The 13,647-nt window shown below is 39.9% G+C and carries 13 protein-coding genes; 3 read left to right on the top strand and 10 right to left on the bottom strand.

The genetic code is table 11. The features are described from left to right. Nucleotides 1-4 precede the first annotated feature (4 nt). A complete protein-coding gene (locus EFY79_RS10735; protein WP_123120710.1) occupies nucleotides 5-637 on the top strand; it encodes a polysaccharide deacetylase family protein in 633 nt (210 codons plus the stop codon). Nucleotides 638-755: 118 nt separating this feature from the next. Here the strand turns inward: EFY79_RS10735 and EFY79_RS10730 are convergent, their stop codons facing one another. Beyond that, nucleotides 756-1,661, bottom strand: a complete 906-nt coding sequence (locus EFY79_RS10730; protein WP_123120709.1) for a hypothetical protein — start codon at nucleotides 1,659-1,661, stop codon at nucleotides 756-758. Nucleotides 1,662-1,769: 108 nt separating this feature from the next. On the opposite strand from EFY79_RS10730, the gene EFY79_RS10725 reads away from it, so the two are divergent. Then, nucleotides 1,770-2,540 carry a TatD family hydrolase gene (locus EFY79_RS10725; RefSeq protein WP_123120708.1) on the top strand — a complete coding sequence of 257 codons (771 nt, stop codon included), beginning with the start codon at nucleotides 1,770-1,772 and terminating at the stop codon, nucleotides 2,538-2,540. Nucleotides 2,541-2,678: 138 nt separating this feature from the next. Beyond that, nucleotides 2,679-4,430 (top strand): APC family permease, encoded by a 1,752-nt coding sequence (locus tag EFY79_RS10720; protein WP_123120707.1) that lies wholly within the window; start codon nucleotides 2,679-2,681, stop codon nucleotides 4,428-4,430. Between the two features lie 70 nt (nucleotides 4,431-4,500). On the opposite strand, the gene EFY79_RS10715 is transcribed toward EFY79_RS10720, so the two are convergent. The 9 genes from EFY79_RS10715 to EFY79_RS10675 all read right to left on the bottom strand — a co-directional run bounded on the left by EFY79_RS10715 (nucleotide 4,501) and on the right by EFY79_RS10675 (nucleotide 13,593). Continuing rightward, the gene (locus tag EFY79_RS10715) at nucleotides 4,501-6,030 is read right to left on the bottom strand and encodes a carbon-nitrogen hydrolase family protein (RefSeq protein WP_233577981.1); all 1,530 of its coding nucleotides are present in this window, start codon (nucleotides 6,028-6,030) and stop codon (nucleotides 4,501-4,503) included. Between the two features lie 99 nt (nucleotides 6,031-6,129). Then, a complete protein-coding gene (locus EFY79_RS10710; protein WP_123120705.1) occupies nucleotides 6,130-6,948 on the bottom strand; it encodes a slipin family protein in 819 nt (272 codons plus the stop codon). Between the two features lie 35 nt (nucleotides 6,949-6,983). Continuing rightward, nucleotides 6,984-8,309, bottom strand: a complete 1,326-nt coding sequence (locus EFY79_RS10705) for an NfeD family protein (protein WP_123120704.1) — start codon at nucleotides 8,307-8,309, stop codon at nucleotides 6,984-6,986. A 135-nt stretch (nucleotides 8,310-8,444) separates the two neighbouring features. Then, nucleotides 8,445-9,233 (bottom strand): ABC transporter permease, encoded by a 789-nt coding sequence (locus EFY79_RS10700; RefSeq protein ID WP_123120703.1) that lies wholly within the window; start codon nucleotides 9,231-9,233, stop codon nucleotides 8,445-8,447. A gap of 3 nt (nucleotides 9,234-9,236) precedes the next feature. Further along, entirely contained in the window at nucleotides 9,237-10,127 is an 891-nt protein-coding gene (locus EFY79_RS10695) for an ABC transporter ATP-binding protein (protein WP_123120702.1), read from the bottom strand. Nucleotides 10,128-10,317: 190 nt separating this feature from the next. Continuing rightward, nucleotides 10,318-10,737 carry an OsmC family protein gene (locus tag EFY79_RS10690; protein WP_123120701.1) on the bottom strand — a complete coding sequence of 140 codons (420 nt, stop codon included), beginning with the start codon at nucleotides 10,735-10,737 and terminating at the stop codon, nucleotides 10,318-10,320. A gap of 189 nt (nucleotides 10,738-10,926) precedes the next feature. Further along, the gene (gene lptC, locus EFY79_RS10685; protein ID WP_158605197.1) at nucleotides 10,927-11,493 is read right to left on the bottom strand and encodes an LPS export ABC transporter periplasmic protein LptC; all 567 of its coding nucleotides are present in this window, start codon (nucleotides 11,491-11,493) and stop codon (nucleotides 10,927-10,929) included. A gap of 62 nt (nucleotides 11,494-11,555) precedes the next feature. Continuing rightward, nucleotides 11,556-12,872, bottom strand: coding sequence for a hypothetical protein (locus EFY79_RS10680; protein WP_148041901.1), 1,317 nt, complete (start codon nucleotides 12,870-12,872; stop codon nucleotides 11,556-11,558). Further along, nucleotides 12,853-13,593 carry a type III pantothenate kinase gene (locus tag EFY79_RS10675; protein WP_123120698.1) on the bottom strand — a complete coding sequence of 247 codons (741 nt, stop codon included), beginning with the start codon at nucleotides 13,591-13,593 and terminating at the stop codon, nucleotides 12,853-12,855. Before EFY79_RS10675 ends, EFY79_RS10680 begins: the two co-directional genes overlap by 20 nt. Nucleotides 13,594-13,647: the final 54 nt, after the last annotated feature.

Raw genomic sequence — 13,647 nt, 5'->3', positions numbered from 1 at the left:
GATTATGTTTTATTTTAAAAAGACTCCATCTCTGATTCAGAAAATCTTCTCAGAAAGAATATGGAGAATAGATACAGACGAAAAAATTTTATACTTCACGTTTGATGATGGCCCGCATGCTGAAGCTACCTCTTTTGTTTTGGAAGAATTGGAGAAGTTTAATGCCAAAGCCACATTTTTTTGCATTGGCAAAAATGTGAAAGAAAATTTTTCTGTGTATGAAAGGATCATTGTTGAAGGCCATCGCGTTGGCAACCATACTTTCAATCATTTAAATGGCTGGAAAACCAACGATAAAATTTATATTGAAGATATTGCGAAGGCAGCAAAAATCATTGACAGCGATTTATTCAGGCCACCCTATGGAAAAATTACCAGTTTCCAGGCCAAGGCAATCCAGGGAAACAAGCTTCATTTAAAAACGATAATGTGGGAGGTTCTTAGCGGCGATTTTGACCCTTCAGTTAACGGTGAAAATTGTTATCTTAATGTGGTAAAGAATTCGAAGCCCGGTTCTATTGTGGTTTTTCACGACAGCACCAAATCGTTTGCTACGCTGCACCACGCCTTGCCCCGGCTGTTAAAATATTACAATGATGAGGGATATTCTTTTCAGGCACTTCCAGGTATGATTTAAAAAAATTGGGCCAGGGTAGATACCCAGGCCCGTTTTTAATCCGTACCCTATGAAAACTAGCAGTGAAGTTAATAATTAATTAACAATTCATCAACAATTTTTTCACAAGGAAATTTTTTTATAAAATAACTGGAATAGTAACTCCATTTATGGTGATTGTGGCTTTATTATCACAGGTTCCATCGCCATAATCCAGTATTACGGTAATTGAATTTGATTTCAGAGTCAGGGTGATTTGTCCTTGTTCCCTCCAGGCGCAAACAAATTTCCTGATGAGGGGTTGCGTAATTTCTGTTGTCCATGAATTGTTGTTTGAATTAATCCCATTTGAATTGCCTGTGATTTTGTATACATTGTCCAGCAGGTTAAATGGTGTTCCGTTACCGTCAGTTTGAGTGTGTTCATGAATGGCATTCCATTGAACCCACCTGCCGCTGTTATTGTTGGTTATTTTTCCGTCCACTACTTTCCTGGTCCACGCTTGTTTATTTGAAGAACTTGTATTGCTTATAATCTGAGTGCCAGCTATGCTAAATGAATCCACTTTGTAATTATCGAATGTCGATGTGGCGATGCTTCCGGCCACGCGCATGGGCCCTGAAAAGACAGTAATTATTTTACCGGAACGCATTTTCCCATCTTTGCCTGTACACCCGCTTCCAAAATCAAGGGTTACCGTTTTAGGAAAGGTGTTAGGTCCTTTAGGATCAACAGTTACAGTAAAACAACGATCTTCAGGAGAAGCCGTTTTTTCAGTATTATCACTTCTGTACACAATATTGGTACCTGTTCCCAAACCGATATCATCACCGGCATCAGATGCCTGCACTCCCATTGAAATATTAAATACATCATTGAATTGTTGTTCTGCTACATCATCATTTTGCGCAGCGTCAACTGTTAGTTGTGGATCCGGATTACCAGGCGGGTTGGTGTTATTGTCTTTTTTGCAGGAGGCAAAAATTACCAGGATTGCAAAAATTATGGCTGTTGGCATTTTTGCAAAAAAAAGTAGCTGTTTCATTTTGTTTAGATTAAAAAATTTAACTGTTTTGGTTAAAGCGAGGATATGGACAATATGCACATGCGGCAAGTTTAAATAGAGTTAAAAAATATTTTTTTTCTTTGTGTCATGAAATTGATTGATACGCACACGCATTTGTACGTGAATGAATTTGTTAGCGACATTGACGAAGTGGTAAAAAGAGCTAACGCTGAAGGAGTAGAAAAATTTTATTTACCCGCTATTGATAGTTCGGAAACTGAGGCGCTTCTTGCACTCGAAAAAAGATATCCTGACCGCATTTTTGCTATGGCAGGCCTCCATCCCTGTTCGGTAAAGGAAAATTTTAATGAAGAACTTGATAAAGTTGAAGCGCAACTATTACAAAGGGAATTTGCAGCAATTGGTGAAACAGGACTGGATTTTTATTGGGATAAAACATTTATGGAACAGCAATACCAAAGCCTTGAAAAGCATATTCATTGGGCGATTCAATATAAAAGGCCATTGGTTATCCACACGCGCAATTCTATGCAGGAGACAATAGATTTTGTAAAAAAGTTTAAAGGGCAGGGACTGTTCGGCGTATTTCACTGTTTCAGCGGCAGCCTGCAACATGCAAAGGAAATCATAGATACCGGCTTTTTATTGGGAATAGGCGGAGTGCTTACTTTTAAAAATTCTGGCTTGGCGGATGTAATTAAAGATGTAGACCTTAAACATCTGGTACTTGAAACCGATGCTCCCTATCTTGCCCCGGTACCTTTCAGGGGGAAAAGAAATGAAAGCAGCTATATTAAATATGTGGCGATGAAACTGGCAGAAATTAAAGATATTTCCCCGGAAACAGTTGCACAACAAACAACCGAAAATGCAGAAGCATTGTTTTCCGTAAAATAAAATAAAGGCATACAAATTGTTGTACGCGATGCCTATGAAATATATAGCTATATTGCATTTTTAAAATACAACCTATTTATAAAAGCTGTTCAGCGGCCATTATTTTATGCCAATTGTACCAGGGTTTGAAACGCATTTATGAAAGAGCCATCTTCTTCAAATACAAAAAAACTTTCACAGCTTGCTTCCACTGCCATTTGCGGAAATGACATTACTTCCTCCGTGTTGTATGTATCAGCGTTGTGTATTGTATATGCAGGCCAATATGCGTTCATCGCCCTGCTAATCGTGGGCGTGGTTTTATTTTTCTTTAGAAAAATTTATGGAGAAGCGGTGGGCGCCCTTCCCCTGAATGGAGGCGCTTATAATATTCTGCTCAATACTACCAGCAAAGGGAATGCCTCACTGGCTGCCTGCCTTACCATTCTTTCGTACATGGCCACGGCAGTGCTTTCTGCTTCGGAAGCAATGCACTACCTCCACAGTGTATTTCCTTATTTTCCGGTGATAATAGCCACCATGGTTATTCTTACCATCTTCCTGTTTCTTACTATTGGCGGGATAAGTGAATCAGCTACCGTTTCGATTATTATTTTCCTGATTCACATGGCGGTGCTGATAATCCTTATTGGCAGTTGTATTTATTATGTAATTGTGAATGGGTTAAGCATGGCCAGTTTCAATTTTCATTCTCCTTTAAAAACGAGTGTTTCTACAGCTATATTTCTTGGATTCAGCACGGCAATGCTTGGCATCACCGGCTTTGAAACGTCTGCGAATTTTGTGGAAGAACAACAGCCGGGCGTGTTTCCAAAAACATTAAGAAACATGTGGATTTTAGTGACAGTCATCAACCCGGTGATTGCGCTACTGGCTGTTTGCATTATTCCATTGGACGTGGTGGAAGGCCACGAAGCGGCTTTTCTTTCTTTTATGGGAACAAAAACTGCCGGCTCCTGGCTGGCGCTGGTGGTGTCTTTGGATGCAGCGTTGGTTTTGAGTGGGGCTGTGCTCACTGCATTTATCGGCGTTAATGGGTTGATGAAACGCATGACCCTTGACAGAATTTTCCCGCAGGCTTTGTTAAAAGAGAATAAAAAAGGCAGCTCACCCCGCATATTGATCGTGTTTTATATTCTTTGCTTTTCTATTCTCTTTATTACGGAAGGCCAATTGGCACCACTTGCGGGCGTTTATACGATTTCGTTTTTATCTGTGATGGCTTTTTTCGGCTTTGGAAATTTATTATTAAAAATCAAACGTGCAAAATTGCCGCGGCCCGAATATGCTCCTTCCGGGTTGGTAATTCTTGGTATACTGGGTATTATTATTGCGCTTTACGGTAATGTAAAACTTCACCCTGACTACCTTGTGGTTTTTCTTCAATATTTTATACCTGCTATACTGATTATTTATATTTTTTTAAAAAGAAAAGTGGTCATTCATTATCTTCTTATTTATGCCAATTCTGTTTTTGATAAAATCCAAAGGGCCTCCGTCTTCAGCAGATTTCATCTAACCAAAGAAATGCGCAAATTAAACCGTCAGCCTTTCGTTTATTTCACCAAGGGCGATAATATTGCTATTTTGAATAAGGTAATTATTTATGTAAAAGAAAATGAAATTACTCAAAAGCTCAAGATTGTGACGGTGTTGCAAAAGGAGCAACAATTAAATGAAACATTTGTGCGTGACTTTGAAGCCCTAGACCGCGCTTATCCTGATATCAAAATTGAATACATCCAGGTTCCCGGTGTGTTTGGCCCGGAAATCATCGACAAGCTTAGCCGTGACTGGAATATACCTCATAATTTCATGTTCATTGGTTCGCCCAGCGACCGCTTTCCACATAGGCTGCAGGACTTAGGGGGCGTCAGGCTCATTATTTAACAGCGGCATAAAAGCCTACCCATTTTTGCGAAATAAAAATTCAGGATATTTCCTTATTCACTATCGAGAATTAAATTGAGGGTTCATTTTTCAACACCAATTCATAAAAGTCTCTGCGCCTGTCTTTTAAATTTCTAACGCTTCCATGTGCATGCAGTTCGTCAAGTAAAGAAAGGTCAACATCAGAAATCAGAATCATTTCCGTATTGGGGGTAGCTTCACTTTTAATTCCATTAGCGGGGAAAGCAAAATCGCATGGCGTAAAAACTGCTGATTGCGAATACTGGATATCCATGTTTTCTACTTTGGGCAAATTACCAATGCAGCCAGTGATGGCAACAAAGCATTCATTTTCTATTGCTCTTGCCTGCGCGCAATACCTGACGCGGTTATAAGCGTTTTGCGTATCCGTCAAAAAAGGTACAAAAAGAATCTGCATACCAAGGTCGGCCATTAATCTGGGTAATTCCGGAAACTCTACATCGTAGCAAATCAGGATTCCGATTTTGCCTGCATCCGTATCAAACACATTCAGTTTGTTGCCGCCTCTTATTCCCCAAAATTTTTCTTCATCGGGAGTAATATGGATTTTTTCATATTGGTCAATATTTCCGTTTCTATGGCAGAGAAAGCCAATATTTCTAAGAGAATCTCCTTCGATGCTGGGTACACTGCCGGCAATAATGTTCACATTATAACTAATGGCCAGTTCCCTGAATCGTTTTTTGAAATCCGGCGTGTATCTCGCAAGCGCCCTCATGGCTTCGGCTTCGCTCATATTGTTGAATTCGGCTAACAATGGCCCGTTGAACAATTCGGGCAACAGGGCAAAATCACTTTTGTAAGCGGAAATAGAATCAATAAAAAACTCCACCTGCGTAAACATTTCATCCATGTTTTTATAAGGCCGCATTTGCCACTGAATCAGGCCCAGCCGCACATAGGTTTTTGCATTAAACAGTGATTTTGTTTCGGCGGTGTAATACACATTATCCCATTGCAGCAGCGTAGCGAATTCCCTGCTTTGCGCATCTTCAGGCATGTAATTGTTCAATACTTTTTTTACATGAAAATCATTGGAAAGCTGGAAGGAAAGTACCGGGTCATAAATCTCTTTATGCTTCACTTTCTGTATATATTCTTTGGGTGATAGCTCTCCGGCATATTTATGATATTCGGGAAGCCTGCCGCCAAAAACAATGGCTCTTAAATTTAGTTTTTCACACAAATCCTTTCGGGCGTCATATAAACGCCTTCCTAACCTGAGGCCGCGATAATCAGGATGAACAAATATTTCAATTCCATACAGCACGTCGCCATTCTTAGGGTCATGGGTATTGAAAGTATAATTTCCCGTGATTTGTGCATAGGTATGCGCATCTCCATACTTCCTGTAATTTACTATAATCGACAGGGCGCATCCTACCACCACTCCATCAGCCTTGATTACTATTTGCCCATCCGGAAATTTTTTGATAAGTTTTTGAATAGTTTCTTCCCTCCAGTAATTGCCGCCCCATAACGGATACGCAGCCTTCATGGCTGTAAGCAGTTGTTGAAAATCTTTATATTGTAAATGTCCTATCTCAATTTGTTTCATAGAATTTTTTAAAAATAAGTAAGAAATATAATGAAAATTGCCAACCGTTAAAGCTGGCAATTCTAAAATATTGATGCACATTATTAGTGCCAAAAATATTTATTTATCTACGGTAACTGTTGGCGCCGGAAAAGCAGGCCCTTCTCCGTTGGTTTCTCCTGTTTTAATAAAAGGTCTCAACAAATCGAGAGGAAGAGGGAACAGAGTAGTAGTGTTGTTTTCTGTGCCTATTTCACGTAAAGTTTGCAGATAGCGCAGCGTTAAAGCGCTGGGTTGTTCGCCTAAAATTTTTGCCGCATCGCTCAGTTTTTGAGAAGCCTGGAATTCGCCTTCGGCTGCTATCACTTTAGCACGGCGCTCTCTTTCTGCTTCAGCCTGCCTGGCCATTGCCCGTTGCATTTCCTGGGGAAGGTCAATTTGTTTCACTTCAACATGGGTCACTTTTACGCCCCACGGTTCAGTTTGCTCATCAATAATATGCTGAAGCCGTACATTTATTTTGTCTCTTTGCGATAGCAGATCATCCAGTTCCGATTGTCCTAATACGCTTCTCAGCGTGGTTTGAGAAAGTTGTGAAGTTCCTGCCAGGTAATTCTCAATTTCAATCACTGCTCTTTGAGGGTCTATTACCCTGAAATAAATAACAGCATTCACTTTTATCGAAACGTTATCCTGGGTGATCACATCCTGTGGAGGCACATCCATCACCACAATTCGCAGGCTCACTTTTACCATTTTATCGATTATTGGGATTAAAAGAATTAATCCGGGGCCCTTTACTCCTCCGTCTAAAACACGGCCTAACCTGAAAATAACACCGCGCTCATACTCCCTTAAAATGCGGATAGAACTGGCAAGGATGTAAAGAATAATGACGACAATGATTATTACCGGAAGACCAATTGGAAATTGTTGCATGTTTATTGATTTAGTTTAAGTAATTAAAAATCTATTCAGACCTGTTTGTTTTCAGGCTCTACGTATAAAGTAAGCTCTTTTATTTCTTTTACAGTTACTTTTTCATTTTCCGGTATTTTTCCCGAAAGAGAAACTGCTTTCCAGATTTCTCCCAAAACACTAACCTGTCCTGCCGGGTTAAGATCTCCAAGTGTTAGCGCCGTTTGTCCTATCATTGTACTTACACCTGAGGCCGGTTTTGACCGTTGCGCTCTCAATCCCATCGTAACCAGGAAAAGAAAAAATAATGTTGAAAAGGCGGTTACTGATATAATAACACTCCACGATAATGACACATAATTTTCTACCGGGCTGGTGCGGAACAAAATCATGGAGCCAAGCAAAACCGAAACTGTGCCACCTATCGCCAACAGGCCATGACTGACGATTTTTATTTCCAGCAGGTAAAGTATGATGCCAAAAATAATAAGCCCCAGGCCTGCATAGTTCACCGGCATGGAACTCATAGAATAAAAAGCAAGAATTAAACAAATAACGCCGATGATTCCCGGAAAAATAGCGCCGGGACTGAATAATTCAAATATAAGGCCGTAGAAGCCGAGCATCATGATGATATAAGAAATATTGGGATCGCTGAGACGGCTTAATACCTTTTGAAAAAATCCCATTTCCAATGGTTCAACCGTTGCATTTTTTGTTTGAAGAATTTTGGGAACTCCATTTACCTGGACTTCTTTTCCATCGAGTTTTGTTAGCAAATCATTTTCATTATCCGCCACAATATCAATCACATTTTTTTCCAAAGCTTCTGCTTCGGTAAGAGAAACGCTGGTCCTTACGGCATCATCGGCCCACTTCACATTGCGGCCTCTTTTTTCGGCGATGGTTCTGATAAATGCTGAGGCATCGTTGATCACTTTCTCATTCATCACAGCATCCGATTTTCCCTGCATATCTACAGGATGCGCAGCGCCGATATTAGTGCCCGGAGCCATCGCTGCGATATTGGCAGCTAAAGTGATAAACGTTCCTGCAGAACCAGCATGAGCGCCGGTTGGCGAAACATACACCACTACAGGAACCTGGGATTGCATTATGCCGGAAACAATATTTCTTGTTGAGGTTAATAACCCGCCTGGAGTGTTAAGATTTATTATGAGGCATTGCGCCTGCTCTTTTTGCGCCGTTTCAATTCCCTGTTCTATATATTCTGCGGTAGATGGGTTGATGCCATCATTAACTGTAATTGAAATTACTTTTTGGCCATTTGAAAGTAAAGGAGATAAAATCCAAAAAGCGATGCAGGCAATAATCCAATGCCTGGTATCCCTTTTGTTACTCCTGTTTTTTGGCCGCCTCATCTTTGTAATTTACGCCAAGGGGCGATAATAAAAAAATGAAGTTGACAATTCAGGCGGTATTATAACAAACCTTAAGTGTATCGGTAGGGCTACACGAAAAACAGTAAAGCAATAAAAAATCAGGATTTTTATTTTCTATAAATCCTCTTTGGTAAATTTTTTCAAGGCAAAGAAATAATATCCGCCAATGTATACCAGGCTGGCAAGAACCATTATCCAGGTATCCGGGGCATCTTTATAAATCACTTTATCGCCAAAGGGGATGGGAAGCATAACATCAGTAACCTGCAAAGGCAAAAAGTAACCTATGGGAGCTAATTCCAGCTTCAGATTTATCAGGAGGGTAATGAGCCATTCGAAAATTAAACCGTAAAGAAAGAATACCGCAATGGCAGCGCCGCTTTTTCTGAACAGGATGGCTAAAAACATCGCAAAAGTAATGTAGGCAAAGGTTTGAATAAAAATGTACAACACGTTTTCCATGCCCAAAAAAGAAAAATGAGAACCGGTAGTAACCATTCCGAACAAAAAAGCCACGAGAAAATTAAAAATAGTGGCAGCTACTGAAAACAACAGGGCAAATACAAATTTTACGGTAATAAATTCCTGGCGTGTCCATCCGTCAATAATGTTTTGGCGGTGCGTTTTAAAATTAAATTCATTTGTAAAAAGCATAATAAACAGGATGCCTGGAAAGTATAAAAGCCAGCTACTCATAAAACCAACAGTTTGCCACACTTTAGGGAAAGAATAAGGCGTGCCCAGCAGCACTTTACTGGCCGGCATGCTTTCCACGGTTACTTCATTAATATAAAATCCGATGTAATTAATGCCAAGGATGGCAAACAGATACAGGATGATAAAAATCCAGAACGCTTTGTAATCTTTTACTTTAAGCCATTCAATTTTGAGATGATGTAGCATACATTAATTATTGGTCAGTTCGAAAAACCTTGATTCGAGGCTTTGTTTTTTGAGAGTGAGATGATTGAGCACTATCCCGTTATTAAAGCAATAGCTGTTTAATTCTGCGAGATTGGCTTTGCCGGAAGTGAAAAATATTTTTATTACGCTTATTTCGTCAACGACTCTTGTCTTTTGCTCCATAGTGCCCAGGATTTCCAATAATTTTTGATGATCGCCGGCTGCTACTTCTACCAAATCTTCTTTTGATAAAATTTCGCTTACTTTTCCTGAAACAATTAACTCTCCTCTTTTTAAAATAGCCACATCAGTACAAACTTTTTCTACCTCATCCAAAAGGTGGCTGGCCATAATGATTGTTTTTCCTTCACGATACAATCTTTTCATCAGTTCCCTTATTTCTGCAATTCCTACAGGATCCAAGCCATTAGTGGGCTCATCAAAAATTAATACCGAAGGGCTGCCCAATAAGCAGGAAGCGATAGCGAGCCGTTGTTTCATGCCTAAAGAATAGGTGCTGAATCTGGAATCTTTTCTTTTGGTAAGATCTACTATTTCCAATACTTTGTCAATGTCTTCCCTGCCGTGTTGTTTTATTTCTGCAGCAATTTCAAGGTTTTTGATTCCCGATAAATAATGATAAAAATTAGGAGTTTCCAGCAGCGTTCCGATTTTGCGGCGGCTTTCTGCTGAGGTAGGTTCGCCGAATAATTTATACGTTCCGGAGGTGGGTTTCAAGATATCGGTTATGGTACCGAGCGTAGTAGTTTTACCGCTGCCGTTGGGGCCAAGAATTCCAAAAACTGTTCCTTCAGGAACAGAAAAGCTTACATTTTTCAATGCTTGTATTCGCCCATACGATTTGGACAAATTTTCCACTGTAAGGATTGACATAACAATTGCTTAAAAATTATTATGCAATATAAGATAAGTGGAAAAGAAATGTAATAAATCAGGTTTGAACGGTAGAATATCCTAATGCCTTTGAAAAGAATGTAAAATAAAATTCAGCCTTATTGTTTCGTTTACTACAATAAAAAAATCCGGCCAGAGCCGGATTATATGCTGTATTCGTTTAATAGATTTAATTGCTCAAAGAGGCATCCATGGTGATTTCAATGTTCGAATTCAATGATTTAGAAATCGGGCAGTTTTCCTTTGCATCCTTAGCACATTCATCGAATTTTTCTTTGCTGATTCCCGGAACTTTGGCATTTACGGTAAGATGCGATTTTGAAATGGCGCCCGCTGCAAAAGTAATATCGCATTTCGTTTCAATCTTATCGGCAGTAAATCCGGCTTCGCTTAATACGATGGCAAATTTCATTGAAAAACATCCGGCATGGGCTGCTGCTATTAATTCTTCGGGATTTGTTCCATCCTTTGCATCGCCAAACCTGGTTGCAAACGTGAATGGCGCATTGTCCAGCGCTTTGGTTTCTGTTGATATAGTTCCTTTTCCTTCTTTGGCTCCCTGCCATTGTGCATTTGCATATTTAGTCATGATTTTTATTTTTAGTGGTTAATAAATAATTATTCCTCGTTTTTGTGTTTTAAGCGGAAATGAAAATAATATTTCTCCATTGAATACTCCTTAAAATCGTACCAATTCGTTTTGCCGTGAAGGTATGAAGAAGAATTTACGACTTTGGTAAAAAAGACTGTAAGCTCTTGTTATCACAGTTGAAGATTTTTATTGAGGAAATTCAGACGAGCCTACCCGAACAATTCCCCTGCCGTTAATCAAATGCCAGCTTTTGAAATCCTGTGGAGCATCCAGGCCGTCGCCATCCAAAATGTGCGTTGGCGTGCGGATGCGAACGGGCTTATCTGTATAAAATTCTTCGCCGGTTCTTTTCCTATCCCAATACAATTCATTGCAATAAAGTGTGTCGCCTTTGGTATTGATGACCACCACGCTATCTCTCAGAAAAACTTTGCTTTCTGTTTCATTATATTTGGCATAATGCGCATCCATGGTGCTTTCAATACCCAATGTGTCATTAAAAAAATCTGCGTGGATGGTTTTTGTGAATTCAATATACGGAACAGCCTCCTGGTGGCGAAGCATCAGTGGCGCAGAGATGCGCGATTTGGTTTTGCTTCCGATAGTGTACAAAATGGTAACGCCTTTGGCAGTTTCAACACCCGTTTCCTTTGCTGTAATGCGGTTGATGTCATCCAAAGAATTTTCACATGCCGTTAGCGAGCATAAGAAAAGCAGCACAACGGATAAATAATATGTATGTAATCTCCTCAAAAACTTCATTTTGAAAAATAAGAACAAAGATAAAACGCCGGAATGCAGAAAATGTAATCAGCTTACTGATATTTTTGCCGTATAAACCAGATATCGCTTAGGGAGAAACCGAAACTTACCTTGTACATGTTTTCTGTAAGGTTATTATTATTATTTCCCCGGTTCAGGTATTCAAAAGTAAAATTCATGATGCTATACTGGTGGTCATAAAAGCTATGTTTGAGTTTCAACGGAAAACCGCCTCCGAGGCTGATGGAATAAACCGGGAGTGAGTTTTCAATATCAATATAATCCTCGCCCACAGAAAGGCCGGCCCTGTATTTTACGAAATTAAAATATCCGGTAGAGCCAGAAGTAGCCGGCATATATTGAAGGCCTAACTTTGCATTCCAGCTATTTTTTACAAAATCCTTTTGTCCAAAAAACCGGTACTTGCTCCATTGTGTGCTTTCATAATCTACGCCTATTAACAAATGCTCGTTGGAGTATGCGAGGCCTGCGCCAATGGTAGCCGGCATTTGCACATTTCCTTTTTGGAGAGGGAAATAGGTGACCGTATCAATTGGCTGCGGGGTTTCAGTTTGCGTATTGTAATTATAAGTTTCCAGCACATCGTCTTTGTTGCCCTTATAGCTTTTTTGCATGGTTCCATAAACGCCCAATCCCAGCGCAGCATTTTTATTTAGCTTAATTGAATATTGCGCTCCGGCGTTCAGAAAGATGCCCCCAAAGTGGGTAGAAGATCCATAATGCGTTTTATAATAATACAGTGAATCTAATGCGCCGGTGAATACAAGGCGGGTATCGTAAGATTTTTCTCCGAAAAGATATCCGGTATTAAAACCAATGCTGAACCGGTGAAAACGGATGCCAGTTCCTATAAAAGCCTGGTTTACGCCTCCTGATCCTTCATACGTTGTGGTAGAGCTGTCGATAGAAGGCGACGTGTTAAGCACTTTATAATTAATTTTTGAAATGGGCCTGAGGCCAAAAGCCATGCCCCATGAAATTTTCTTCTCCTGTGCCTTTTTATTATTTCTAAGCAGCGGAAATCCAAAATCGAGATAAGGCACAATTCCATTATTCGATTTAAATGAGCCCTGTGGTTCTTTACTTTTCAGATTTAATCCGTCATATTCAACACCCAAATCAAGGGTTGAATACACCAGGTCGCTATAACTTGCCGGATTAATCGTATTGATGGAAGTTGGATCAGTGTAGGCTCCTGAAATACCGCCCATAGCCCTGTTGGCAACATTTGCCTGTGGTATCAGGTTGCCTATTCCATATCTTGAATAAGGCGAATTGAGCTGTGCAAAGGAAACGACCGGGTATGCAGTCAGTAATAAAAAGACGAACTTAATTTTTGATATGCTCATTGTATTTGCTGATTGCATATAGTCCCTTTAGGATTAACCAGGGGTCGGCAAATATCTTATTTTTAAGATGTCGCACAAAATTGGCAGTATCTCCGCCGGTTAAAAGCACGTTAAATTTCTCAAATTTCGATTTGTATTCGTCTATAATTCCATCAATTTCAGACGCCATGCCCTGCAATACTCCACTTAAGATATTCGTCCTGGTATCATAGCCGATAATGGGGAAATTCCAATCCACCTCCACTACCGGCAGTTTTGCTGTAAGGTCGTGCAGCGCTTTAAAACGCATCTGCATTCCCGGTGAAATGCTTCCCCCGATGAAGCTATTGTATTTGTTGATGAAATTGTAGGTGATGCAGGATCCAAGCGCAATTACCAATGTATTTTGATTTTTATAAAAAAACGAAGCATAAGCAGCAAGCGCCAGGCGGTCTGCACCAATAGTTTCCGGCTTGCTTACCGGGGTGGTAAAAGGTAATTTTACCGTGGCATCTAATTTTAAAAATGAACTTTCTTTTGCGAGCTCTTTTTCAATTTCAGGATTATGGTGAATGACAGAAGATAGTATAGTATGGCCTGGCTTATAATCTTGTAGAACAGCGCTGATTGTTTCCGGTTGGTCATTTTGCAAATTTTCAACTTTTATGAGTTGTTCATTTTCAAAAACACCATATTTCAGCAGCGTGTTGCCAAAGTCGAAGCAAATTGTGGTCTCGATCAATTATTAAAAGTTTATTGATTGTTGTAAGTTTTAGCTCTTAGCCTTTAGCTGTTG

Origin of the sequence: Hanamia caeni (assembly GCF_003721595.1) — a bacterium.
GTDB lineage: Bacteria > Bacteroidota > Bacteroidia > Chitinophagales > Chitinophagaceae > Ginsengibacter > Ginsengibacter caeni.
Note: the sequence above shows the minus strand (reverse complement) of the source record. Positions and strands in the feature narration are given on the sequence as shown.